The organism is Glaciecola siphonariae (assembly GCF_042652645.1).
Taxonomy (GTDB): Bacteria; Pseudomonadota; Gammaproteobacteria; order Enterobacterales; family Alteromonadaceae; genus Glaciecola; species Glaciecola siphonariae.
In genome coordinates this window covers 893,117-919,008 of sequence record NZ_JBHSGU010000002.1, presented here as the reverse complement: position 1 = coordinate 919,008, position 25,892 = coordinate 893,117, and the positions used below count along the sequence as shown (strand labels likewise).

The 25,892-nt window shown below is 46.1% G+C and carries 18 protein-coding genes and 1 tRNA gene; 11 read left to right on the top strand and 8 right to left on the bottom strand.

The annotated features are described in order from the left end of the window. Nucleotides 1-73 precede the first annotated feature (73 nt). Nucleotides 74-2,422, top strand: coding sequence for a zinc-dependent metalloprotease (locus tag ACFO4O_RS05515; protein ID WP_382408242.1), 2,349 nt, complete (start codon nucleotides 74-76; stop codon nucleotides 2,420-2,422). 47 nt (nucleotides 2,423-2,469) lie between these two features. Here the strand turns inward: ACFO4O_RS05515 and hemN are convergent, their stop codons facing one another. Then, nucleotides 2,470-3,858 carry an oxygen-independent coproporphyrinogen III oxidase gene (hemN, locus tag ACFO4O_RS05510; protein WP_382406351.1) on the bottom strand — a complete coding sequence of 463 codons (1,389 nt, stop codon included), beginning with the start codon at nucleotides 3,856-3,858 and terminating at the stop codon, nucleotides 2,470-2,472. A gap of 228 nt (nucleotides 3,859-4,086) precedes the next feature. Between hemN and ACFO4O_RS05505 the strand changes: the two genes are divergently transcribed. Genes ACFO4O_RS05505 through ACFO4O_RS05495 form a run of 3 tightly spaced genes read left to right on the top strand, consistent with a single transcriptional unit; the run spans nucleotide 4,087 to nucleotide 6,993 of the window. Beyond that, complete coding sequence (locus ACFO4O_RS05505) at nucleotides 4,087-4,761, top strand: histidine phosphatase family protein (RefSeq protein ID WP_382406350.1); 675 nt, start codon at nucleotides 4,087-4,089, stop codon at nucleotides 4,759-4,761. Between the two features lie 15 nt (nucleotides 4,762-4,776). Continuing rightward, entirely contained in the window at nucleotides 4,777-5,991 is a 1,215-nt protein-coding gene (locus ACFO4O_RS05500) for an acyl-CoA dehydrogenase family protein (protein WP_382406349.1), read from the top strand. A gap of 27 nt (nucleotides 5,992-6,018) precedes the next feature. Further along, complete coding sequence (locus tag ACFO4O_RS05495; protein ID WP_382406348.1) at nucleotides 6,019-6,993, top strand: NADPH:quinone oxidoreductase family protein; 975 nt, start codon at nucleotides 6,019-6,021, stop codon at nucleotides 6,991-6,993. A gap of 206 nt (nucleotides 6,994-7,199) precedes the next feature. Here ACFO4O_RS05495 and ACFO4O_RS05490 read toward each other — a convergent pair whose 3' ends face one another. The 3 genes from ACFO4O_RS05490 to ACFO4O_RS05480 all read right to left on the bottom strand — a co-directional run bounded on the left by ACFO4O_RS05490 (nucleotide 7,200) and on the right by ACFO4O_RS05480 (nucleotide 9,533). Continuing rightward, nucleotides 7,200-7,592, bottom strand: coding sequence for a DUF3718 domain-containing protein (locus ACFO4O_RS05490; RefSeq protein WP_382406347.1), 393 nt, complete (start codon nucleotides 7,590-7,592; stop codon nucleotides 7,200-7,202). 249 nt (nucleotides 7,593-7,841) lie between these two features. After that, nucleotides 7,842-8,606, bottom strand: coding sequence for an SDR family NAD(P)-dependent oxidoreductase (locus ACFO4O_RS05485; RefSeq protein WP_382406346.1), 765 nt, complete (start codon nucleotides 8,604-8,606; stop codon nucleotides 7,842-7,844). Between the two features lie 18 nt (nucleotides 8,607-8,624). After that, entirely contained in the window at nucleotides 8,625-9,533 is a 909-nt protein-coding gene (locus ACFO4O_RS05480; RefSeq protein ID WP_382406345.1) for a haloalkane dehalogenase, read from the bottom strand. Nucleotides 9,534-9,817: 284 nt separating this feature from the next. Between ACFO4O_RS05480 and ACFO4O_RS05475 the strand changes: the two genes are divergently transcribed. The 3 genes from ACFO4O_RS05475 (at nucleotide 9,818) to ACFO4O_RS05465 (ending at nucleotide 14,736) form a co-directional block, all read left to right on the top strand. Further along, nucleotides 9,818-11,929, top strand: a complete 2,112-nt coding sequence (locus ACFO4O_RS05475) for a 3-hydroxyacyl-CoA dehydrogenase NAD-binding domain-containing protein (RefSeq protein WP_382406344.1) — start codon at nucleotides 9,818-9,820, stop codon at nucleotides 11,927-11,929. Between the two features lie 13 nt (nucleotides 11,930-11,942). Continuing rightward, on the top strand, nucleotides 11,943-13,745 hold the full coding sequence (locus tag ACFO4O_RS05470; RefSeq protein WP_382406343.1) for an acyl-CoA dehydrogenase C-terminal domain-containing protein: 1,803 nt from the start codon (nucleotides 11,943-11,945) through the stop codon (nucleotides 13,743-13,745). 85 nt (nucleotides 13,746-13,830) lie between these two features. Beyond that, nucleotides 13,831-14,736, top strand: a complete 906-nt coding sequence (locus ACFO4O_RS05465; protein WP_382406342.1) for an alpha/beta fold hydrolase — start codon at nucleotides 13,831-13,833, stop codon at nucleotides 14,734-14,736. A gap of 53 nt (nucleotides 14,737-14,789) precedes the next feature. Here the strand turns inward: ACFO4O_RS05465 and ACFO4O_RS05460 are convergent, their stop codons facing one another. Together ACFO4O_RS05460 and ACFO4O_RS05455 are read right to left on the bottom strand one after the other, a co-directional pair. Beyond that, nucleotides 14,790-15,185 (bottom strand): DUF3718 domain-containing protein, encoded by a 396-nt coding sequence (locus ACFO4O_RS05460; RefSeq protein WP_382406341.1) that lies wholly within the window; start codon nucleotides 15,183-15,185, stop codon nucleotides 14,790-14,792. A 140-nt stretch (nucleotides 15,186-15,325) separates the two neighbouring features. Further along, nucleotides 15,326-16,228, bottom strand: coding sequence for a LysR family transcriptional regulator (locus ACFO4O_RS05455; RefSeq protein WP_382406340.1), 903 nt, complete (start codon nucleotides 16,226-16,228; stop codon nucleotides 15,326-15,328). Between the two features lie 124 nt (nucleotides 16,229-16,352). Here ACFO4O_RS05455 and ACFO4O_RS05450 point away from each other — a divergent pair, with 124 nt between their 5' ends. From ACFO4O_RS05450 to ACFO4O_RS05435, 4 genes are all read left to right on the top strand, one after another. After that, nucleotides 16,353-16,796, top strand: a complete 444-nt coding sequence (locus tag ACFO4O_RS05450; RefSeq protein WP_382406339.1) for a MaoC family dehydratase — start codon at nucleotides 16,353-16,355, stop codon at nucleotides 16,794-16,796. A 300-nt stretch (nucleotides 16,797-17,096) separates the two neighbouring features. After that, on the top strand, nucleotides 17,097-19,745 hold the full coding sequence (locus tag ACFO4O_RS05445) for a TonB-dependent receptor domain-containing protein (RefSeq protein ID WP_382408240.1): 2,649 nt from the start codon (nucleotides 17,097-17,099) through the stop codon (nucleotides 19,743-19,745). A gap of 162 nt (nucleotides 19,746-19,907) precedes the next feature. Next, nucleotides 19,908-20,207 (top strand): 4a-hydroxytetrahydrobiopterin dehydratase, encoded by a 300-nt coding sequence (locus ACFO4O_RS05440; protein ID WP_382406338.1) that lies wholly within the window; start codon nucleotides 19,908-19,910, stop codon nucleotides 20,205-20,207. A gap of 132 nt (nucleotides 20,208-20,339) precedes the next feature. Next, a tRNA-Met gene (locus ACFO4O_RS05435) sits at nucleotides 20,340-20,416 on the top strand. Between the two features lie 60 nt (nucleotides 20,417-20,476). Here ACFO4O_RS05435 and ACFO4O_RS05430 read toward each other — a convergent pair. Together ACFO4O_RS05430 and ACFO4O_RS05425 are read right to left on the bottom strand one after the other, a co-directional pair. Continuing rightward, nucleotides 20,477-21,016, bottom strand: coding sequence for an outer membrane beta-barrel protein (locus tag ACFO4O_RS05430; RefSeq protein WP_382406337.1), 540 nt, complete (start codon nucleotides 21,014-21,016; stop codon nucleotides 20,477-20,479). Between the two features lie 60 nt (nucleotides 21,017-21,076). After that, complete coding sequence (locus ACFO4O_RS05425) at nucleotides 21,077-25,516, bottom strand: PKD domain-containing protein (RefSeq protein ID WP_382406336.1); 4,440 nt, start codon at nucleotides 25,514-25,516, stop codon at nucleotides 21,077-21,079. Nucleotides 25,517-25,892 lie beyond the last annotated feature (376 nt).

Genomic DNA, 25,892 nt, shown 5'->3' with positions numbered 1-25,892 from the left:
ATTATAAAATAGGGGAGTTCTTTTGATACACAATATTCACCATGCGCGCATCGGTGCGGCACTTTTCGTTTTAATGGCACTTGTTTCCATATTTTCGTCAACGGCATTTGCCCAACAGGCCTCTAAGCAAGTCCAAGAAGGGTTTGTAGATATTGTCTATGATGGGGAAAATGACGCCGTTCACCTGCGTATTGATAACAGTCAATTGAACAAAGAGATGCTGTTTCAGAGCAGCTTGCCAAGAGGTATCGGTTCAAACGATATTGGTTTGGATAGAGGTCAATTAGGGGATACGCGAATCGTTAAATTCGTCCGTTTTGGTAATAAAATTCTGCTTCAGCAAGTGAATACCGAGTATCGAGCTTCTTCAAGCAACCTTGCCGAGCGCCTGAGTATAGATGAAGCTTTTGCCGATTCTGTGATTGCAGGATTTACCATAAGCGAGCAAAGTAAGAATAGCATCAGCTTTGACTACACCGACTTTTTGTTAAGCGATATTCATGGCATTGGCGAGCGCCTTAGCGCAAGTGGGCAGGGCGGATATTCGGTAGATAAAAGCCGCAGCGGCATATATTTGAGTCGCACAAAAGCATTTGTGAAAAACACAGAGCTTGAGGCCCTAGTAACCTTTGCCGGCGCCCCCAAAGGCCAATACATCAAAGATGTGACGCCCGATGCAAAAAGCGTGACGGTGCACTTGCATCATTCATTCATCGAGCTCCCAGATAATAACTACACACCTCGTGAATTTCATCCTTTCTCAGGCTTCTGGAAACATAGTTTTAAAGACTATAGCGCGCCCATTCAGTCTGATATGGAAGTCAGATATATTCCGCGCCATCGTTTGCAAAAGAAAGAGCCTACAGCCGAGATTAGCGAAGCGGTGGAGCCTATTGTTTACTATCTTGACCCAGGTATTCCTGAACCCGTTATGACCGCCCTGCGAGAAGGCGCGTTGTGGTGGAATGATGCTTTTGCTGCGGCAGGTTATAAAGATGCATTTCAGGTGAAAGTACTGCCAGAGGATGCCGATCCGATGGATGTTCGCTATAACGTGATCCAGTGGGTGCATCGAGCAACCCGCGGTTGGTCTTACGGTAGCTCGGTCATAGACCCTCGTACCGGTGAAATCATCAAAGGCCACGTCACTTTGGGCTCCTTGCGCGTGCGCCAAGACTATTTAATTGCCCTTGGGCTAACCAGTCCCTTTGATTCAGAAAATGCGGATACTTCAGCGCAGCTAAATCTTGCGCTTGACCGCATTCGCCAGCTTTCTGCCCATGAGGTAGGTCATACTATTGGTATTGCTCATAATTTTGCTGCCAGTGAGAACAATCGAGCGTCGGTGATGGACTATCCTCATCCCCTTGTTACCTTAGACGGTGATACTGTTAATTTACAAAATGCCTACGATAAGGGGATTGGAGATTGGGATAAGTACGTTGTTACTTATGGCTATCAAGATTTTCCGGAGGGCGTTGATGAATCCGCAGAGCTTCAAAGTCTTGTGGCTGATGCCAAAGACGCGGGTTTTTTATACAAATCAGATCCCGACGCGCGCATACCAAAACGAGCCTCATCGGATGGTCATTTATGGGATAACGGCGCCGACCCAATTGAGGAGTTTAAGCGGGTTAGCGAGCTTCGTGATTTCGCGTTGAGTAATTTTGGTATTAACTCATTGCCGTTTAACGAGGCGTATTCGCAGCTCGAAGAGCGCTTAGTGCCGATTTATTATGCTCATCGCTATCAACTTGATGCCTTGGTAAAGCAAATATCAGGGCTGCAGTACGATTACGCGGTGAAATCCTCATGGGAAGTCCCCAGAAAAGTAGAGCCTGTAGACGCTGATACACAGCGTGAAGCCCTAGATTTAATGCTCCTAAGTGCTAGCCCCGACTATTTATCGCTTTCGCCCGAGTTATTGAGCTTAATACCGCCAAAAGCCTACGGTTTTTCGCGCAATCGCGAGAGTATGGGCTCGCGCATGGGCATAGCGTTTGACCCTGTGACGGCGGCCGAGTCAGCCGCAGCGTATTCTCTTAACGTCTTGCTGAGCGCAGAGCGATTAAATCGTGTGGCCTATCAACACAGTATCGACTCAGAAATTCCTAGCGTGTCTGAGATTGTGTCGAAAGTATTTGCACAATTAATTGATACAAGTGCCGACAGCGCAATCGCTGAGCGCATACGATTGGTCGCTTTGAGCGTTTTCTTTGATACATTGAGTAACGATATCCTAGCGCCAGAGGTAAAACTTACGATGCAAAGTCAACTCATGGAGTATCAAAATGAACTGTCTAAGAGTAAGCGAGAGCCAGAAGCGCGCGTTATGAACCGACATATTCAACATTATTGGGACCATGGGAAATGGCCTCTTTCGATTAAGTTGATTCCTCTACCGCCGGGCTCACCCATTTAGGGTGAGCGAACTTGTTCGCTGCATTGCAGCCCTTGCAGCGGGTTGCGCTAAATCACTCTTGAGTAGCGTGTTTGATGCAAAGGCTCATTGAGATATTGGTCGAAGCTCATACAAATATTTCTTACGATTAATCGACCACGCTCGTGAATACTAATTTTGCGAGCGGTATTGCTGACCAAGTTGTCTTCAATAAAAGGCGAAAGGTTATCTAAGCTGTCGGCAAAGTACTCGTCGAAGTCTATGCCGTAAAGGCTTGAAAACTGCGTTTTGTCGACATGAAAATTGCACATCAGGCTATGTATTAGCGCGCGGCGAATAGTGTCATCATCGCTTAGCTGTACGCCTTTAGCCAAAGGTGTTTGCTTTGCATCAATGGCACGATAATAGTCTTTTAACTGCTTGTGGTTTTGCGTATACAGCTTGCCGATACTGCTTATCGCAGATACGCCCAGACCAAGCGTGCTGTTAGCTTGGCTGGTTGTATACCCTTGAAAGTTTCGATAAAGACGCTTTTCCGCTTTGGCCTTACTTAGCTCATCACTGGGTAAGGCAAAATGATCCATTCCAATAAAATCGTAACCTTGACGGCTAAGCTCAGAGATTGCTTGACGAAACAAAGCAAACTTTTCATTTGGCGTTGGCATACACGCATTCTTTATTTTACGCTGCGAGGCAAAAAGTTGCGGCATATGCGCATAGCTGAATAAAGAAATCCGGTCGGGATTCATAAACTGCATTTCGTCTAGGGTTCTTTGAAAGCTTTTTTGGGTTTGCAGCGGCAGACCGTAAATCAAATCGACATTTATTGATGTAAACCCACACTCTCTAGCACGCTCAATCAGTTGGCGAATAAACACAGTGCTCTGCACTCGATTAATGGCTTTTTGCACCTGAGTGTCAATATCTTGAACGCCAATACTCAGGCGGGTGAATCCAAGTTCAGCTAGTTGGTTGATATAGCTAAGCTCAATTTCGCGCGGGTCTATTTCAATACTCATTTCAACTTTTTGCGCAAAGGCAAACACTTCACGCGTGGCATCTACAAGGCGTTTCATTTGCTCAATGCTCAAAAAGCTCGGTGTACCGCCACCTAAATGCACGCTGTTGACCATGCATCCTTGCGCTTTACTGCCTTGCTGCCTAATTTCTTTAATCAGGAAGTCGAGATAAATGTCGGCCTTATGAGCGTGTCGAGTCACGATTTTATTGCAGCCGCAGTAGTAACAAAGGGAGTGACAAAAGGGAATGTGCATGTACAAAGACAGTTTTTCGGCATCTTCGCTGCGCGATAGTGTTTTTAACGCATGCGCCAAAAGGCCTTCATCTTGCATATCTTCAAAGGCAACCGCGGTCGGGTAGGATGTATATCGCGGTCCTGCGGTGTTGTATTTGCGCATGACCTTTTGGTCGAATAGTTGAGCGATGGTATCTGACAAAGGCGTACCTTCTTAATTTTTAGTTACTGCGTGCGCTGCCGACAATACTTAGGGTGACATCGCGCAAATGTGTATAAAAAGAAGTTTACGCAAATTAAAGTATGGCTTGTTGATCTCGATTAATGTTTTCTTATATTTTGCGTGAATGTGGCTATATCAACACAATCAATTACCCAAGGGCACTAAAAACCATTAACCTCAAATTAACACTTCAACGTATAGTATTTTATGGCAGAACTTTACTTAATTAGGCACGGACAGGCTTCCTTTGGTAGTGAAAATTACGACAAGCTCAGTGCGCTCGGGCATGAACAAAGTGAGCGCCTTGGCCGTTATTTTGCAGAGCGTCAGCTGCATTTTGACCATATCATTACCGGAGACATGGTGCGCCATAAAGAGACCGCACAAGGAATATTGCGAGGCGCAAATCATCAAGGTGAATTTGCCATGGCGGTGGACCATCGGTGGAACGAATTTGATTTTAACGCGGTAGTAGGCGCATATTTGCAGATGTATCCAGAGCAAAAACCTGCCGAAACCGCACCGCGCAGCGATTGGTATCGTGTGCTCAAATCAGCAATGGTTGCATGGTCAGAAAAGAATATTTCAGTCAAAAACGAAGACTGGGAAGGTTTTCAGTCTCGCGTTAAAAGTGCTGGACAGGCGGTATTAGAATCAAGGCATTCGCGAGTCTTGGTAGTAAGTTCAGGCGGTGCAATTGCCCTTACTCTCATGCATTTATTAGGCGTAAGTGTTGCCAAAGCAATCGACCTAAATCTACAAATAAAAAATACCAGCGTGCACCATGTGTTTTTTAATCAACATAACGCACAGCTTAGCAGTTTTAACAACGTCCCCCACTTAGACGAGCCAGAGCTCCCACATTTAGTTACTTACAGTTAGATAAGGTTGTTAACCATGAATTTTGATTACAGCGAAAAGACCCTAGACCTATTAGAAAAGCTCAAGGCCTTTATGGACGAACATGTTTATCCAAACGAGCATGAATACCATGACTTAGTGGCAAACAACCCCAATATTTGGCAAACACCGTCGATGATGGAGGCGCTTAAAACGAAAGCGAAAGCGGCGGGGCTTTGGAATCTATTTTTACCCAAAGAATACTTACCTTTAGGGGCTGGTTTAAGTAATCTTGAGTATGCGCCACTTTGCGAAGAAATGGGAAAGGTCCTCTTTAGCGGCGAAATTTTCAATTGTAGTGCCCCTGATACCGGTAATATGGAAGTGCTCTCAAAATATGGGAGTGAAGCACAGAAGCAAGAATGGCTGATGCCCTTGCTAGAGGGCAAAATTAGGTCAGGTTTTGCGATGACGGAGCCTGAGGTTGCCTCGTCTGATGCAACGAATATTGAAACGTCGATTGAAAAAGACGGCGATGAATACGTAATAAATGGTCGCAAGTGGTACACCAGCGGCGCAATGAACACCAACTGTAAAATCCTCATTGTAATGGGTAAAACAGACCCACGTGCTGCGCGGCACGAACAGCAGTCTCAAATTTTGGTACCGCTTGATACAAAAGGAGTAAATGTTGTAAGAGCCATGTCTGCCATGGGCTATTTAGATGAGCCGATTGGTCATGCCGAGGTCGTTTTCGATAATGTGCGAGTACCTGCTAGTAACTTAATATTAGGAGAGGGCCGAGGCTTCGAGATTGCGCAAGGTCGCTTAGGTCCAGGGCGAATTCATCACTGTATGCGATTAATTGGCTGTGCCCAGCGTGCTCTGGACATGGCGTGTGAACGAGTTGATCAGCGCGTTGCCTTTGGCCAACCGCTTGCTAAGCAACAAAGCGTTCGCGAGAGCATTGCCAAGATGTACTGTAAAATAGAACAAGCTCGCTTGCTAACGCTAAAGGCAGCAGACCATATGGACAAATATGGCAATAAGGTGGCAAAAAACATCATCGCGGCAATTAAAATTGTTGCGCCGAAAATGGCCTGTGAAGTGATTGATGAGGCAATTCAGCTGCATGGGGCCGCAGGTACGTCGCAAGATACGATACTCTCAGCAACCCTAGCGTACGCCAGAACCATTCGCCTGGCCGACGGCCCTGACCAAGTGCATATGATGCAGTTAGGGCGTAATCTTATTCAGGCCAAAGCTAGCTAATAACCATAACAAGAAAAGGACAATAAAATGAAAGCGATTGTATGCCATGAATTTTCGGCGGTGTCAGACTTAGTTTATGAAGATATCGCTGACCCGATTGCTAAACCCGGTGAGGTGGTTGTGGATGTTGCAGCCGCTGGCGTTAACTTTCCGGATAGTTTACTTGTTCAGGGTTTGTATCAATTAAAACCCGAATTGCCTTTTATTCCGGGCAGCGAAGTTGCTGGAACGATTAGTGCGGTCGGCGAAGGCGTGCCGCATTTGAAAGTGGGGATGAAGGTAATTGGTGTTTGCCGCTTGGGAGGATATGCAGAAAAGGTTAGCGTTCCTGCCATGCAGGTCATGCCGATACCCGACAGTATCCCGCTCGACGAAGCTGCTGGCTTAGTAACCGCGCACGCTACCGCCCATCATGCTTTAAAGCAACGAGCGCAGCTTAAAGCGGGGGAGACCTTGCTGGTTACTGGGGCTGCCGGTGGCACGGGGCTAGCTGCAGTGCAAATAGCCAAATTGATGGGAGCCACAGTTATCGCTGCGTGTTCCAGCGACGAGAAGTGCGAGCTTGCCAAACAAAATGGCGCAGATATGTGCATAAATTATTCAAACCAAGACTTGAAAGACGCAGTCAAAGCGTTAACCAACAACAAGGGAGTTGATGTTGCTTATGAGTGCGTTGGTGGTGATATATTCCATGCTTGCTCTCGTTCTATGGCATGGGCTGGTCGTTTGCTTGTGATAGGCTTTGCGGGAGGTGAGATCCCTAAATTCCCCGTTAACTTGGCCTTAGTTAAAGGTTATTCGGTGGTCGGCGTATTTTGGGGTTCGTTTGTGGCACATCAAGGTCAGGAATTCATGGAGAACATGAAAGAGCTTATTACTTGGTATACTCAAGGAAAAGTAAAAGTGCATATTGACGAAGCGTTTGCCCTTGCTAATGCGGTGGACGCACTGGATAAAGTGACGAGTCGAGCGGTGAAGGGGAAGGTTGTACTAAAACCCTAAGCTGTCGTTCTAAGGGCCTCTAGATTGAAATGTTGAAGCATTAAAGCATGCTCGTATAGCTTGAAGCTTCAATGCGATATTCAAACCAATAAAAAGTTGGCTAGCAAAAATTAGCGCACAAAAAAAAGTGGCCCCAGAGGGGCCACCAATGGCAAAGTTACCTTCGCCTACCATGTTGAACTGTTTATCAACACATGTGATATTCTTTATATTCGGTCTAACAACTCTTTCGCTACGGGGTTGTCATTCAAGCCTTGTTCATTAATCCATGCCTGCAGGGTTTTCCCGTCTTTTTCCGGCTCGGCTAAAAGCTTTTTTGGCATCTTTTTAACCAACAAAGTACCCGCATCAACAGCGTTATTGAGTATGGCTAATTTAATCAGGCTGTTGCCGCTGCACGTAATCCCGGTGTAATAGTCACGTAACTGCAACTGGTAATTAGAACGTACGTTTTTCATTTTCTTGCGTAGCTCGCCTTTGTCATCGGTTTTCACGATTTCACAAATATTCGCTAAAGCAGTTTCAATGTCTGCGCTGGCCGGCATTGAAAATGTTAGTGGTACAACTGCAAGAAACGGTATAACTATCTTTTTCAACATGATGTTTGCTCCGATTCGATTTTTTAAACTCGATACAGATACTAGAACATATTGTTGGAGGTAAAAGGCCTTGCTTTGATACTTGAGTATGCTGATGCATACCCTTAAATCGACAGGAAAAGCGATGCAAAAACACGCTGGCGCGACTTGTTTAAGCAGCAGGCGTATATGGCTAAGCCGATAGAGACCTGTCAGGCAAAAAAGGCGAAGGCAGAGGCCAAGTGTCTGTATAGCCTTAGCGTGTAGGTGCTACCAAGCGCTTACGCCGCCATCAACAGCAATACATTGTCCGTTCATGTAAGTATTATGTGGTGAAAGCATAAGCACCATTACGTTAACGATTTCGTCTATCGTGCTTATTCGCTTCATTGGGGAGCCAAGGCCTAGCTTATGCTTGTCTTGTTCGCTTTGCAGACCCTCTATATTCATAATGTCGGTGGGGCTAAAAAAGGGACAAATTGCATTTACTCTCACGCCATAACGCGCATATTCCACGGCAGCGGTACGGGTTAATCCAATGACGGCGTGTTTAGCTGCGCTGTATGCGCCGCCTTTGGGTGCTCCGCCCAAACCCGCTAAGGAGCTTACATTGAGAATATGCCCGTTTTTATTCGCCAGCATTGCCTTTACTTGATGTTTCATACCAAAGCCAACACCCTTAACGTTCACAGCAAATTGACTGTCATAAATTTCGTCTGTCATTTCGTGAATAGCGCCCTGTGGATGGGCAATACCAGCATTGTTGACAGCAAAACTCAGGCCTGAAAATGTATCCTGCGCCAGTGTTACAGCATCGATGGCGCTTTGTTCTTTGGCAACATCTGCTATTAGTGGTGTCGCGCGTTGTTTTTGAGGCAGTGCCGCGATAGTCTGTTCTAAGCCCGCTTGGTTGATATCGCTTAAGACCAATCGTGCGCCTCGCTGATTCAAGGCAAGCGCCAAGGCGCGACCAAACCCGCTTGACGCGCCGGTGATAATGCCCACTGACTCTGAAAAATCGAGCAATTTATCCATCGTGATACTCCTTATCGTTTATTTGGGTATTGAGTTGAAAAAATTTACGGCTGTTTCAATGAGCCTGTCGCCGGCATCTTCTTGCAAAAAATGACCTGCGCCCTTGATCGTGACGTGGGGCTGCCCGGCGCATCCGGCAATGAGTTTTTGCATGATTCGATCGCCGCCCGCCGTGATGGGATCCGAATCACTGAAAGCGGTCAAAAACGGCTTTTTAAAGGCGCTCAGCGATTTCCAAGCTTCACGGTTATTTTCTGATTCAACATTATCTGGCGTAGTGGGCACAAGCATGGGGAACTTGCGCACAGCGCACTTGTGCGCTTCGGTAGGAAAGGGCGCGTTGTAGGCGTCTATCACCTCTGGAATAAGCTCGTTAACCGTCGCGTTTTGAATTACGCCACCCACGTTAAAATGTTCGACGGTTTGTGAAAAATGCTGCCACTTTTTAAACGCCTCACCGGGGGGATGATCGCCAGTAGGAAGCATTGTGTTAGCGGCAACAACGCCTGCAAACTTTTCTGGAAATTTAGCCAGTAGCCTCAAGCCTAAGAGGCCTCCCCAATCCTGACATATCAGTCGAATGGAGCTGGGGTTAACGCTTTCTAAAAACCGTTCTAGCCAGAGCAAATGAGAGGCATAAGTATAGGCATCTTGCGTGTCAAACTTGTCAGATTTGCCAAAGCCAATTAGGTCGGGCGCAAGTACGCGGTATCCAGCATTCTCAGCATAGCAAATCATCGTGCGGTATAAATAGCTCCAAGTGGGTTGCCCATGCAACATAAGAATGATAGGCGCATCAGCGTCACCGTAGTCAACATAATGCATGTTTAGAGGGTGTTCACCATCACCTACATCAACAAAATTTGCCTGAAAACTGTATCCAGGTAGTTTATTAAAGCGAGATTGTGCAGTTTTAAGGATATTCATAATTTATTTTATTTACATTTTTTTAACAGTATATAAGTAAAGTCAGTATGAGCAACAATTCATTAAATGAACAATAGTTTATTAATAAGATGTATGGGGCAAGGGTATTAATAGAAGGGTGTGGCGAGTCATCGACAAAGTTAAATATACAGCAGACAAGAGGCAAGTGCGCCCGAAATCTCTATTATCAATCGTTATCCGTTAGTATTAAATCAATAAATTGGGCTGATATACCTAGCATCAGTTAACCTTACGTTAACTTATCACACGTGAAGAGCAAAATTATGCAAATTGACAGCAAAGTGGTATCGGTGGAGCAAAAAGACAACATTGCTCTTATTACCTTGAACAACGCGCCGGTGAATGCGCTTTCTAAAGCAGTCCGGCAGGGTGTAATGACGGCAATGCAGGCCGCACTATCGAATGACGGCGTGGAAGCAATTGTGATTACCAGCGCACTGCCACTGTTCAGTGCGGGTGCTGATATAAGCGAGTTCTCGGGTGGCAATCTTGAACCAATGTTGCCAGAAGTACTTAATTTCATCGAATCTGCGTCTAAACCGGTGGTCGCTGCGCTCAACGGCGCTGCCTTTGGTGGTGGGCTTGAACTTGCCCTGGCCTGTCATTATCGCGTGAGTGTCGAATCTAATAAAGTGGGCTTGCCGGAAGTGCATTTAGGTATTCTGCCAGGGGCAGGTGGTACGCAGCGACTACCTCGATTGAGCGACGCGAAAACGGCACTAGATATGATTGTGAGCGGAGCACCAACGCCGGTTACAAAATTAAGTGGTGTGTTCGATAAGCTAACGGCGTCAGTTGAAACACTTGCCGCTGACGCTCAGCAAGTTGCACTGAATGCAATTGCACAAGGCCCTCGCCCTGTTAGTGAAATCAACCTTAGCTTAGATGATGATACAAACGCAGTATTTAATGCATATAGCGAGCAAGTGACGCAAAAATCAAAAGGCTTTTTTGCGCCTTTAAAGTGTATAGAAGCGGTTAAGGCTGCATATACGATGCCGTTCAACGATGGCTTAGCTGAAGAAGCACGTTTGTTTATGCAGTGCATGGAAACGCCGCAGGCCCGTGCGCAGCAGCACTTTTTCTTTGCTGAGAGAGCGGCAAATCATGTTCCCGGTTTAGACAAAAATGCGCAGGCTCGCAGCATTAGCAAAGTAGCCATAATTGGTGCAGGTACCATGGGCGGTGGCATCGCGATGAACTTTGCCAACGCGGGTATTCCTGTGGTCATGCTTGAGTTAAAACAAGAAGCGCTAGACAAAGGTTTGGCGCTAATTCGTCGGAACTACGAAAATTCGGCGAAAAAAGGCAAGTTAACAAGCGAGCAGGTTGAACAGCGCATGTCTTTGCTCACTGGCGTGACTGACTATGATGCGCTTAGCGATGTTGACTTGGTAATTGAAGCGGTATTTGAAAAAATGTCGGTTAAAAAAGAGGTGTTTTCAGCGCTCGACCGAGTGTGTAAACCGGGCGCGATACTTGCCACTAATACCTCAACCCTCGATATTAACGAAATTGCAGAGGCAACCTCGCGCCCGCAAGATGTGATTGGTTTACATTTCTTCTCGCCTGCAAACGTCATGAAACTACTCGAAATCGTGCGTGCAGATAAAACCTCTGATGAGGTTATTAAAACCGCTATGAAACTGGCTAAAACCATCCGCAAAGTGGGCGTATTGGTAGGCGTATGCTTTGGGTTTGTTGGTAACCGTATGATTGAGGTGTATGGGCGCGAGGCAAATCGCTTAATGCTTGAGGGCGCAACGCCAGAGCAAGTCGACCGCGTAATCATGCAGTTAGGGATGCCAATGGGACCTTTTACCATGGGCGATATGGCCGGTTTAGACATTGGTTATTTTGTTCGACAGTCGCGAAAAGCATTTATTGAACATGACCCTAGCTATTGCGTTGTTGCAGATGAATTAGTTGAGGCCGGACGCGTTGGCCTCAAAGCAGGTAAGGGCGTTTATCTATACGAAGCAGGAAGTCGCAAGCCTATTGCTGACCCTGAGGTAATGGAGATTGCCGCGCGCAAGGCAAAAGAACTGGGCATTGAGCAGCGCGAAATCAGCGACCAAGAGATACTCGAGCGCTGTATCTATCCTCTGATTAATGAAGGTGCGGATATTTTGCGCGAGGGGATTGCTGGGCGTGCCAGCGATATAGACGTTATTTATGTGTACGGCTATGGATTCCCCGTTTTCAGAGGTGGTCCGATGCAGTACGCAGACGAAGTTGGTCTGAAAAACGTACTAGCACGCATGCGCCATTATCAAAGCAGTTTGGGTGAGTACGGGAAACAGTGGTTTGCCCCTTCCGAGCTACTAATTGAATTAGCTGACCAAAACAAAACGTTTTCGTCATTAAACAACTAAGTGAGAATGTACGATGGAAAACTATAAAGCCACACAGCGAGATACCTTATTTGTTACCCAAGAATTGCTGGGTATGGAAGCACATTATCAAGCCCTTGGTTTCGAGGATGCTACCGACGACCTTATTCGTGCAATTTATGGAGAGGCGGCTAAATTTGCTGAAAACGTGCTTGCGCCACTTAATCAAGTTGGAGATGACGAGGGCTGTACCTTCAACGACGGCGTTGTGACTACGCCCACCGGGTTCAAAGAGGCCTATAAACAATATGTAGACGGTGGTTGGCCTTCGATGGCGCATCCAGTGGAGTTTGGCGGGCAAGGACTACCGTATTCACTGGCCACCACTATGGCTGAATGGTTTTCGGGCGCGAACCACTCGTGGGCAATGTACCCTGGCCTGAGCCAAGGCTGCATGGAAACACTAAAGGCAAACGGTACACCAGAGCAACAAGAGGTATACCTCACTAAATTAATTGAAGGGTCTTGGACCGGCACCATGTGCTTGACTGAGCCTCACTGCGGGTCAGATTTAGGAATGCTAAAGTGCAAGGCTGAGCCAACAGATAACGGCGCGTACAAACTTACCGGTACTAAAATCTTTATATCGGCTGGTGAGCACGATATGTCTGACAACATCATTCACTTAGTACTAGCCCGTTTGCCCGATGCACCACAAGGTACCAAAGGTATTTCGTTATTTTTAGTCCCCAAATTTAATGTCGATGGCAGCGGCAACATCCTCGATCGTAACACCGTTAAATGCGGTTCTATTGAACATAAAATGGGGATTAAAGGCAGCGCAACCTGCGTAATGAATTTTGATGAGGCCAAAGGCTTTTTAGTAGGTGAACCTAATCGCGGTTTAGCGTGCATGTTTACTTTTATGAACATCGCCCGTATCGGCACTGGTATGGAAGGGCTGTCGGCCACTGAAGCGTCTTATCAAGGTGCATTGGCGTATGCTAAAGACCGTTTGCAGTTTCGTTCTTTAACAGGCAAGAAAAACCCAGATGGGCCAGCCGATCCCATTATCGTGCATCCAGACGTGCGTCGTATGCTTCTCACCCAGAAGTCTCTCGCTGAGGGCAAGCGTGCAATGGCGGTATACTGCATGAAAATGGTAGACACCACCTTATATTCTGATGATATTGAAGCGAAGAAAACCGCTGAAGCAAAACTCGCTTTGTTAACGCCTATCGTGAAGGCCTTTTTAACTGAAACCGCGCAAGAAGCCACAAGCTATGGCATGCAGATTTATGGTGGGCATGGGTATATAAAAGAGTGGGGCATGGAGCAACTTGCTCGCGATACACGCATTTGTACTATGTATGAAGGTACCACGGGTATTCAGGCAATCGATTTGCTGGCGCGCAAAGTAATTGGCTCTAATGGTGAACTGCTAAAGGTATTTGCCACTGAAATCAAAACCTACTGCGCCGGCTTGCGCGGTCAGTCTCAGTTTAATGCATGGGCTAATGCGATTGATTCACACGTTGATGAATGGATTCAAATTAGCACCGACATCGCAGTATCTGCACAATCAAACCCCGATGAACTGGGCGCCGCTGCGGTAGATTACTTGATGTACGCAGGCTATATCACGGTTGGTTACTTTTGGTTGCAAATGGCGGTGACTGCACAGCAAAAGCTTGATGAAGGGAGCAGTGAAGATGATTTTTACCGTGCTAAAATTATGACGGCTAAATTTTATTTTGACCGCATGTTGACGCGCACCCGCTCGCTTGTGTCGGCTATTCATTCAGGTAGTGAAAACCTGATGCAGATGGAAGAGGCGCTGTTTTCGGTAGGAAAGTAAGCCAAAAAATAGCCATCAGGCTCAATCTCAGCAACAAAGTCGTCGTTAGAACATCTGCGGCGACTTTTTTATAGGTGCGTTTGAAATGTCTAGCAAGCTCAAAATCATCAAGCAGTGTAATGTCCAGCTCACTCAAACCACACTGCAATATCTGTGTGTAGATGGGCAAGACCCATTAGTAAACGCGATAGACAAACCCATTATTGTGCTCTTACATGGTTTTCCTGAAAACAGCTGGACGTGGGAGGCTTACATTGAGCCCTTATCTGCACATTTTTGCGTTATTGCACCAGACCTTCCGGGCTACAACGGTTCTGCAGGCTTTGCACGCGAGTCTGATTACAATATTGCCCACTTGGTTGACACCCTCGCTAGTTTTGTAACAACCCTTACTAAGGGGCAAGCTGTGCATTTGGTCGCGCACGATTGGGGAGGCGTTATTGCGTGGCCGCTGGTCGCGTTTCACCGTGAACTTTTTATTAAGCTGACGATTTTAAATGCAGCACATCCCACAGGCTTTACCCGTGAGATGGCAAATAACCCGAAGCAACAGGCAAATAGTGACTATATCAGTGATTTGATAAGCGACAGGGCTTATGCAATTACGAGCGCAGATGATCACAAAATGCTCAGGCGTCTTTACGCAAAAGCGTATTTTGACCTAAGCGAGCAACAGCGAAGCGCATATCAGAAGCAGTGGGAAAATCAGCACAGTATGCAGCAAGCTTTTGCGTATTATAAAAATATGCCTCAATTGGTCACTAAACGCGTGCGAGCGAACACTGAAGTAAAGCTTCCGAATATCATGATAAAACTGCCCACACAGGTGCTCTGGGGCTTGCGTGATACAGCATTTGTACCCGAGGTGTTGCAAGGAATGCAAGAATGGGTAGAAGATTTGACCTTAGTGGAATTTGATGATGCAGACCATTGGCTGCATCATCAAGAGCGTGACATCGTTCTCAGGAAACTTATCGCTTATCATTCCTAGCGTTGATGCATAAAACAGCTAACCGCGCTGACAATGAAATGGAATCTGGAGACCTACATACGGTCTTGAACGACCGCTGCAATTTCGTTGCTTTGCAAATTGTTGCTAGCAATCCAGTCTGTCAGCAGCATGCCGTCTTTCTCAGGTTCGCCTAACTTTGACTTTGGCATTTTCTTCACGAGCAGGGTACCTGCTTCTACCGCGTTATTAAGTATGGCGGTGCGTATAAGGCTGTTACCGTTACAGCTTATCCCGTCATAGTAGTCGCTTAATTTTAGCGAATAATTGGACTGAACATTACGCATTTTTTTTCGCAGTTCAGATTTATCGTCACTTTGAACAATAGTACAAATGTTTGCTAGGGCCGCCTCTACGTTGGCACTTGCATTGAAACTTAGTACGCTGGCAGCACAAGCCGAAATAACAAATAATTGGTGAAGCTTCTTCATGGTATTGACCTTTTATAGGGTAATTGATTTACGCGCTCAGTGTATGTTTTATACACAGTGCTACAATGCTGTTGCCTATAATAAGGTGTGAAAAAAAATACCTAAAATATCTGGAGCCTTGGCCAACTTGGCATTATTGCCTAATCAGGATTATAGGCTTTTGCGACCTCTGCTATTTGCTCTCGCATCCATTGATGCGCGCTGTCATGGTCTGCGCTCAAATGCCAATACAAGTAATATTCGATGGGTGGAATATCAAAGGGGATCTCATACATCGCCAAGTCATAATGTTTGGCCAAATGGTATGGAATACATGCAATCATATCAGTTTTAACAATGGCGCTTGGCACCGTTAAAAAATGCTGGCTGCGCATCACGACCTTACGTTTTTCGCCGATTTTATCCAGCGCAATATCAACTGGGCCTGCGCCCGTGCGTCGATGTGACACATTGATATGACCTAGTTTCAAAAAGGCTTCAAGACTGAGCCCCTTTTGCAATAAAGGATGGTTCTTGCGCGCTAGCACCACAAACCTATCTTTCGCAATTTGCTGTTTTTTGAGGTGAGGGTCGGTAAACGTAGAGGCATCCGCAAAAAAATCTAGGTTTCCGCTTGCCATGGCTGATACAACGTTGGTACGGGCCACTTCATAGTTGGTGATGGTAATGTTAGGCGCTAAGTTTTGTAATCGCGCCATCAGGCGCGGCATAATGCTGACTTCAAGTAAGTCTCTACTTGAAAAATGAAAGGCTTTGGTAGAGCTTTCAGGTTCAAATACATGACTCTGCTGCACACTTTTTCGCAACAAACCAAGCGCTTCGCGCGCGGGCACAATGATATTTTGTGCAACGGGTGTTGGCGTCATTGAATGACCTGTCCTCACAAATAATGGGTCATTTAGCATGTCTCGAAGCCTTGCGAGTGAGTTACTCACCGCTGGCTGCGTAATACACAGCACGTCTGCCGCTTTGGTTAAGCTCCCTGCGGTATAAATAGCGTCGAATACAGCAAATAGATTTAAGTCAATACGATGTAGATTCATTTATCTGTGTGTCCTTATCATTCATACATTCAATATTTTGTTATTCACATTATCAATTGAATTATCACTGTGGTTAATAGTATAAGAGGATTTAAATTAAATGTAGTAATAAATTAGGACTAATATGGATATTTCGCAACTAAATGTTGGTGACACACTTACCTCGCCCGAATGGTTTCAGCTTAAACAGCAAACAATCAATGACTTCGCACATGCTACGGGTGATTTTCAATGGATTCATTTAGACAATGAGCGATGCAAACAGCAAAGCCCGTTTAAAACGACCATCGCACACGGTTTTCTGACCGCTGCCCTTATGCCTAAAATGTTTGCACAGTGCGTGAGCATAGACGACAGCAAAGTCACGATGCTGAATTACGGTATTGATACTTTGCGTTATTTAGAGCCAGTGAGGGTAAACGATAAAATCCGCTTTGTATTTTCATTGTCTGATATTGAAAAAAAACCAATGGGAAATTTACATAAGTTTAACACCAGTGTCGAAATTGAAGGCAGAGAAAAGCCTGCTTTAATCGGCGATTTTCTAATGCTGGTGATAGCAAAATAAGCTTAAATACCTAGCGAGTCTCGTTCGGCCTTGAATTAGAAGCTCTACACTCTATGCGATTTTGCATTCGATTTGTATTGATGCGTTAAACACTGGTCAGACCATGGAGATTTAATATACTCACACATAAGTAACAAAAAATTTACAAAAGCCTGATCATTTCCTAATATCAATCGTAGATGTTATACATCTGCACAATAATAACGTCGTGATAAACACGGCGCTCTTCCACTTAGGGGATGAAATATGAAGTTTACTGCTAAAAAAACAGCGCTCGCAGCCTTCGTTGCTACGCAACTTATGGCGGTGCCAGCGGTATCGATTGCACAATCTGCGCAAGACGATGATGCTGCATCGTCTGAAGTTGAACTCATCATGGTCACCGGTAGCTTTGTGCGCCGAAGTGAAAATTTTGAATCGCCTTCACCGCTTGCTGTCGTTGACAGTGTGTCAATTGACGCAATTGGTGCAAAAAACATTGCGGACATTACGCAAACGCTCACAATTAACACCGGGTCAGAAAATACGCCCGATGCGTTTACCCAAAACGCGACAGCGGGTACATCAAATATTAATTTACGTGGTTTAGGCGTTGCCTCCACCTTGGTATTGTTAAATAACAAACGACAAGTAGTTAACGCGCAGCAAACCAATGAGGGTCTCAACTTTGTCGATACATCGTCATTGGTTCCAATGATTGCTATCGATCGTATGGAGGTTATCAAAGACGGTGCCTCGGCCTTATATGGGTCTGACGCGGTGGCAGGTGTAGTTAACTTCATCACTAAGCGAAATTACGAGGGCGCTAAAGTCACCGTTGATTATCAAGACGGTGCCCACGGCAACAACAAAGAATATATTTTGCAGGGCTTGTGGGGCGCAAATTTTGATAAAGGCAATATTATGGCGGCGGTTAGCTATACCAACCGCTCACCTTTGTTCCTCTCAGACCGACGTCTTTCGCGCCCGCAAGATGACACCAGTGCACTAGGTAACCCCGGTGCATATTTCTTCACACAGGGCCCGCTAGCAGGTACACCGGTTATTGACCCATTCGGTTGCGCTGAGTTCGGTGGATTTCCACAACTTTTGGCACCTCCAGGTACTGTACCTGGCTTAGATATCGGTTTGTGCGGATTTGACTTTGGCCCAGGGTATTCGTACGTTCCAGATGAAACCCGCGTGAACGCGTATGTTAAAGCGAACTATGAAGTTACCGACAGTATCATGTGGAACTCAGAGTTATCTTATGCCCGCAACCGCGCCGAACGTGGCGGTGCGCCGAGCTTCCCCATACTCACCGGTCCGCTCGTGCCGGCTACGCATCCGAACAATCCATTTGGACAGGCAGTTGTCTTTTTCGGTCGTGCCGAGGGTAATGGCTTTGACGCAGACCCGGCCAACACCGAGTCAGATACGTTCAGATTTAGCACCTCTCTACAGGGCGAGTTAGACGCTGGTTTTTGGGAAGTGAGCTATACCAATGCTACCAATGACTTCTTATTTAGCGTTGAAGATGTTATTCGCTCTGAGTTTTCGTTAGCGTTAAACGGTTTAGGCGGCAAGGGCTGCGACCCTATCACCGGCGTTCCGGGGCAGGGCGCGTGTGAGTATTTCAATCCTTTCGCAAGCAGCTACACCACCTCACCGAATAGTCAAAACGTGATTGATTCCTTTTCTGGCCTGCAGAGAATTGATTCTAAATCGAACTTAGAAGTATATGAGGCCTTTGCTTCGGTTGACGTGTTTGAATTAGATGGCGGCATTGCCGGCCTTGCCTTTGGCCTGCAATACAGAGATGAGTCATTAGAGCAAGATTATGATGCACTATCGAATCAAGACTCGTTCACCTTTGTTATTGGTAACCCTGACTTCAAAGATAGTTTAGATGTTTGGGGCGCCTTTGCTGAACTTGCCTTACCGTTTAACGATAAGCTCGACATTCAGCTTGCGCTGAGATACGAAGACTATGGCGATACCGTTGGGGATACCCTAGATCATAAGGTAGCGTTTAATTTCCGCGCGACCGATGATTTTTCCATCAGGGCGTCGCATTCATCATCTTTTAGAGCGCCTTCAGTGTTCATGAGAAATGGTGGCGCAACCACCCTACAACAACTTAACGACCCTCTAATTGGTGCGAATGCTTTCGCGGCAGTGAGAACCTCGGGCAATGAAGACTTAACGCCAGAAGAGTCAACTGCTTACAACATTGGGTTTTCATTTGAGCCTATAGATGATTTATCTTTAGAGCTCGACTATTGGAACTTTGATTTTGAAGAGCTGATTATTCAGGAAAGTGCTCAGGCAATTTTATCGGCAAACCCACAGGACCCTAATCGTATTATTCGTGCTGGTGACCCGTTGAATGGACCCTTGGTGCAGGTAAACAATACCTTTGTGAATGCGTCGGAGCTTAACACCAACGGTGTAGACTTTGTTACGAGCTATAAAATTGACACCGACATTGGTACCTTTGTGCCAAATTTAACGGCAACGTATATCCTGACCTATGATCTTGATGATCCACAGGCAGGTCAGATAGACGGAGCAGGTCGCCGTAACTTTACAAATGTTGGGGTTTCATCGCCAGAGCTTCGCGCAAATCTAGGGTTGGGTTGGCGAAACGAGGCATACAGTGCAAATGTGTTTGTGCGGTATGTTAGTAGCTACGATGACGACCAAAACTGTGCTGATGGCAGCGCCATTGCTGCCGGTTGTGGAACTGCAGGCTTGCAAGAAATCGATAGCCATGTGACCTATGATGCGCAATTTAGCGTCGACTTAGGAACTGTATTTGATACTCAGACAAGTTATGTAATGACGCTTGGCGGTATCAATCTGACTGATGAAGAACCTCCGCAGGTCTTTACCAATTCAGGCTTTGATTCAAAAGTGCATGACCCTCGAGGACGTCAGCTATATGTTCGCTTAGCGGTTGAATTTTAATAATTTATAACCACATCTTAGCGATAAACGATAAAGCTCCGTAAGGGGCTTTATTTTTATATGAGGTGATAATCAAAAATGGCTTGGTGTGCGGCTTAGCAACTTATTGGTGATATAGATAGATGCAAACCGTGTGCGCAAACAGCCTGACAGGAGATACATATGGCAACACGATTAGAAGAAGCTGAAATAGCAAAGTCGCTTGACGATTTGAACGAAATCGCGGGCGATACACCTTGGATAATAAAAGAGGGGAAGCTGAGTAAAACGTTTAAGTTTAAAAGCTTTATTCGAGCCTTCGGTTGGATGAGTCAAATCGCTATATGGGCGGAAAAGCTTAAACATCATCCAGAATGGTTCAATGTGTATAATACCGTTGAAGTACAGCTTGTGACTCACGACGTAAACGGGCTGAGTGAACTTGATTTTCAGTTGGCAACAAAAATGGAAACGTTCAAATAATACGCGCCCTGCGAGCGAAAAATATGCAAACAGACCTTATTTAGTATTTATCGCATAATCGCGCTTGCAACCCATTAAAGGCTATGTATAATACGCATCTCTTCAGCAAGCACGCTGATTACCAGTTTCGGACGCGGGATGGAGCAGTCTGGTAGCTCGTCGGGCTCATAACCCGAAGGTCGTTGGTTCAAATCCAGCTCCCGCAACCACATTAAAAAACCCGCTATATTTAGCGGGTTTTTTTGTTTTAAGCTTAGTTGGTATACTTCTTAATCAAAACGGTAAGTTACTCCTAAAAGTGCCGTTGGCTTAGCTTCTTGATACTCGAAGCTATAGGTCAAATGTAAGTCTCCCCTCAAAGCCAAATTGTCGGTAAGTGAATAGAGCAGGCCTCCACCTAAACCAAGCTGCTTGTCACGAAACTCGTTTTCGTCGACGTCACTTGTAAAAGAAATCTCATCTGCAAGACCTATATTTAAAGATAAAAAGGGCTTCACTGAATGCGTTTCGGTGAATGCATACATCAGCCCTAGTCGAAACACATCTGAACTACCACTTATGGGTAAAGCTGATGGTGTGTCTATCTCAAAATAGGAATACCTCATCGATACAAGCCATTTCGGTGATATTGCATAGCCAACATCTACTGAGGTACCAATACCTTCCTTCGCCGCCGAGTCGTCAAAGTCGGGATAGTAGGAGATTCCCCCCGTAATTAATAGGTCTGCCTTATCAACATTACTTGCTTGTGATAGGGCGGGAAATAACAATATCGTAAAAAGTATACTAAGGCGTGTAAGGCTCATCATTCTGTTTCCATATTTATTGATTCTGCGTCCAAATAATCCGAAAAGATTCATCATATCCCCTTAGTCAGCTGTGCCTTTGAATAAAGTATTCCGTGCCGGCACCGTAGGCACGTTACAACCGTCTGTCACGCAGCAATAGCTGCAACTAAAGGGAAATGTAAAGCTTTGTTCAAAATAATCAGATGTACCAATAGCCTCTGTACAAAGCACAACATCTGAAGTCTCTCGCCACCATTTTGCTTGGCAATCATTTGTAGACCCACAGGACTTAGTAACATTAATAAATCCATCTCCCGTGCGTTCAACAGTATTTAATGCATAGGGCTTATCGGTTGGGCAATTTACTATGGTTTCTGTGCCTGGAATACCAACGCCACATAGAGGCGGCACACATGTTGCGACTCCCTTAAGCGGGGCTTGTGCTGGCGCCGCCGCAGGCGTTTTCAGCGTAAAGCTAGCCGTCAGTATTTCACTGCCTTGCGTGGCGGTAACGGTATATGTTTCGTTGACGCCGGCTGCCAACGAGTCTGCGCTCAAGTTACTGCTAATGCCGCTTATTGAAGATAGGCTTATTGCTGGACCACTCCCTGCTGGGGTTACATCGAACGTAAATGCCTCACCTGCAAAGGTAGGACTTACCGAGACTGTCCCAGTAAACGAATCACCTGCCTTAAGACTTGCCGCCCCTGGTACAGTCAAGGTGCGAGGTGGATTCTTAACGCTCAAAATAAATTGGCGAGTAGTGAGTGATAGCGCCGGTGGGCTACTTCGTGTAATAAACGAAATAGTATAATCGCCCGCCTCAAGGTCTGAGGTATCGAGTGCTATGCTTTGGCCAGTACCAATATCACTTTTTGTCGTGTTGTCACGCCATGCTTTAATTAAGTATGGTTGAATGCCGCCACTGATATCGGCGTTTAACTGCACCTGCTGACCGCGCACAACCGTTGTATTGGAATTTATTTTCACTTCCAAGGGCACCGCCGTCACAAGTACCGGTTGCACCGCCGTATCGCTGGCATTAACGCTATCGCTCACATTCACTCTCACATTTACCGTTTTATCAGCAGCAACGACTGGCGCGGTATAGCCGGGATTTTGTACCGTATTGTCAGGTGCAAATGTGCCAGTAGAGTCATCACTCCAATCAAATGAATAAGGTGATGTACCGGCCGTCACTTCTACGGTAGCGGGCGCACTGGAGCCTGACACCATAGTGCCAGCAATACTCTCAACCAGGGTAAGGTCTGGCGCGCTCGGCGTGGCATAAAGCAAAAATCCGTGCGTGCCAACCGCGGTATGACCGCGCGCGTCGGTTACCTCGACTTGAAAGATTGCTTTATCTGTTTGTGCGTTAAAGGTCGGAGTGGTAAATGATATGTTTTGTTCGTTATCTGCAGAGGTAATGACTGCAGAAAAGTCACCGCTTTGTGTCCAGCTGTAGGTGTAAGGCGGTGTACCGCCAGAAACCGAAGCTAACAATGTGCTCGCAGATAATTCGGGAAATCTGTCAGCGCCGGCAACGCTGACTGCGGGTAGGCGAGGCTCAACATCAACAACGACGGTATCTTTGGCAATTCGTCCTTGTGCGTCAGTGGCAGTAATTTCAAAAACCAGCTTTTCAGGGCTATTAGTTTGCGTTATCGGTGCCGTAAATGAAGGATTGAGAGTAGTTGCGTTAAGCAAAGAAACCGTCTGACCTTCAAGCTGAGCCCAACTTACCGATGTCGCACCAAGCCCACCAACGTCTGTCCCGTGCAAAGATACAGTGGTAGCTTCAGTCACGGTTTGGTCCACGCCAGCATCAGCGCCTAAATCAAACGTAGCCGTTACCAAAATGCTGTCTGTTGCGGTTTCGCCGTTAGCGTCTGTAACCTCTAGCTCAAATTCATATGTTTCAGATATATCCGCTGGTAATCCAATGACTGGGTTTGCAGTGTTATCTCCCGTAATTTGTGCAACCGAGCCGCCTGAAACCTGTGTCCAGTTGTAGCTATAGGGAGCACTGGTTTTTTGTGTAACCCTAGCGTGAAGACTTGTCTCGACGTCATCATTTATTTTGATATCTGATCCAGCATCCACCAAAAGAGGGACGTTACGCACCAGTATGCTCACTGGAGCTGACACCGAATTACCGCTAGTGTCTGTAACGGTGACTACTAAACTTGCAGTTTCGTCGGCGCTAACAAGCGGCGCTATGATTTCAGGCGTGGGTATCGTCGCGTCAACAATACTTAGGCCTGGCGTCTTAGCTAGCCAGCTATATGTGTAGTTGCCATCTCCGCCCGCCACGCTCACATTTAAGCTTGCGCGCTTGCCTTCATTTAAGCTCAATTGTGGCGTTGGTGTTATCTCAAGCGGGGGAATGGTCATCGGTGCATTCGGCGTGACTCTTACAAACACAGAATCAGTCTGAGCGCCAGATGCATCTGTGGCAGTTACTTCAAACTCGAGTAAGGTGCTTGATATCACAGTGGGCGCAGTGAAAACCGGCGAGTATTCAATGCTGGTATCGAGCGTTACGCTCGGACCTGACACTTGCGTCCACGTCAGAGCAACTGCACCGTTTGTTGAAGAGGCTGACGCATGAAGGAAAGCTCGTGCACCTGACAAAACGTCAGGGCTAGGACTTAGATTTAAAGCAATGAGAGATGGCTCAACGTTAAATGATGCTGGCGCAGTTTGTGATACGCCATCAGCATCAGTAATAGTAAGGGAAAATTCGAGCGGCGTTGACGCTGAAACAACTGGAGCGATAAAGGTTGGTGCTTCCACATTGCTAAGGTCGAGGCTAACCGCTGGACCAGACTCTTGGGTCCATGCATACGAATAGGGAGGCGTGCCACCGGCAGCGCTTGAATGTAAAACGCCTAGACTTCCCTCAGCAAGCTGAGGTGCGCCGGTTGTGACGCTTAATGTCAATGGCGGTGGGGGAGAAACGAGGTGCACGGTGTAGACCGTTTTATTTAGCAATAATGGTGTACCGCCGGTAGTAGCCACATTTTGAACCGTGATTGTTTGTCCACCAGAGGTAGAATCAGGCGCAGTAAACTGAGTGGTTTGCGATGTAATATCGGTCAAAGAGACAGAAGGACCAGATAACTGAGACCATTCAAAGCTCTCACTGCCTGTTGTGTCTGCATGAAGGGTGACCGTTGACCCTGTAAAAGCATTAATCTCACGCTGCACAATCACTTCTTTAGGCGCCAGATTAACCTTATGCATAGTGACTATGGGCGCTCCAGTGCTGGGCGTCACTGTATGCTCAAGGGTTATGGTGTGGTTATCTGTAGAGACCTTCTGCGGTGCAGTAAATGTTACTGTAGACGTTTGGTTGCCCGTTAGTGTTACAGCAGGCCCAGATATCTGTACCCAGTTTTTTGAAGCAGTATCGGGACTAGTGGTGGTTGCATGAACAGACACTGGAGAACCCGCCAATGCAGTAATGGTGTTTGGCGTGTTAGATATCGGTCCTGAAAAGACTTTTTGATTAACGACTTTGGTAATACCAGAGGCTTCGGTAGCGCTCAACTGAAAAACAAGAGGAGAGCTTTGGCCAAATGGCATCGTAAAAGACGCAGAGTCACTGTTTGCACCATTTATAACAACGGGTGCTCCGGAAACTTGATCCCATTGAATGCTTGTTCCTGCTGGCAGTGGCGTAACGCTCACCAAGCGCACCACTGAACCGGGGGTTGCGGAGAATGTTTTTTCTGTCAAAACTGGGGTAGCGTTGCCAAGTTGAGCAAAAGAATTAAGCAGTTCAAGTGCGTCCGGAGAAGGAGCAACAGACACGGTAGCTTGCGTGCTACGCTCAATACCTTCTGTTGAGACTGTGAGGTTAAAAACGAGCGTATCGGGGCTTAACACCTCAGGTGCTGTAAAGCTTGGCGTGTAGGTGTTTGCCTCGCTAAGTGCAACCGATGTTCCGCTGATTTGCTCCCATTGAATGCTTTGAGGATGATTTTCGCCAACGTTGGAGGCACCAAATAGTATAACCGAATCGCCTGCTGTAACGCGCTTATCTTCTGCTGTGACGGTAAGTGGAAATGGGTAGAGGTCAATTGAAACGGATTCGGTGGTTGTAAAACCTTCTTGGTCAATGGGGGTGGCGGTAAGCTCAAATGTTAAACTTTCAGAGCTGTTTAGCACCATGGGCGCAGTAAATGAAATACTCTCAGCCCGTGTGCTAGAGAGTTCAACCGGCGTTCCTGATGTTTGTACCCAGCTTAGTTTAGACGGCACGCCATCTGGGTCAACAACTGTGGCCGTTAGACTGGCGACATCACCAGAATATATAAGCGTTGGGGCCGAGATGCTAATTTCAGGCGGCAGGCGCTCAATCACTACGGCATCTGGTCTGTCTTGCTTGATATCTCTTTTAGAGACATCACACCCCGTGAGTGCAAAAACGACTAGAAGGCATAATAAACAACTTAGTTTTGTGTAAAAGTTAGATGCAGATGTATTGGCAAAATGTTGATTGTGCTGGTGATTCAAAGCGCTCGCTCCCCGTAATATTCAGTTGTTCATTTAGTGTTGCGAATATTTGTTTAACTCAAGCGAGCTACTGGACAGTGTCTTCAAGTAAATATTTATAAATATTACAGATTTTAGAAGTACATCCATCGCTAATATGTAATCAAATACTTTGAAAATTTATATGGAATTTATAAAAAAGTACAGTTACGAGCGCAATTTTTAGTGACTTAATGATTTACGTTTTGATAATCGTCACATTCAATGGTCACAATACAAGGTTCAACATGCCCTCATTTCCTTAAATACTCACGTTAAATATTTATGATAAATCCTCCTAAAGCGCTTTTTTGTTAGCTGCACCAAGCTATATTCCGCTCAACCGCAAAAGATACTC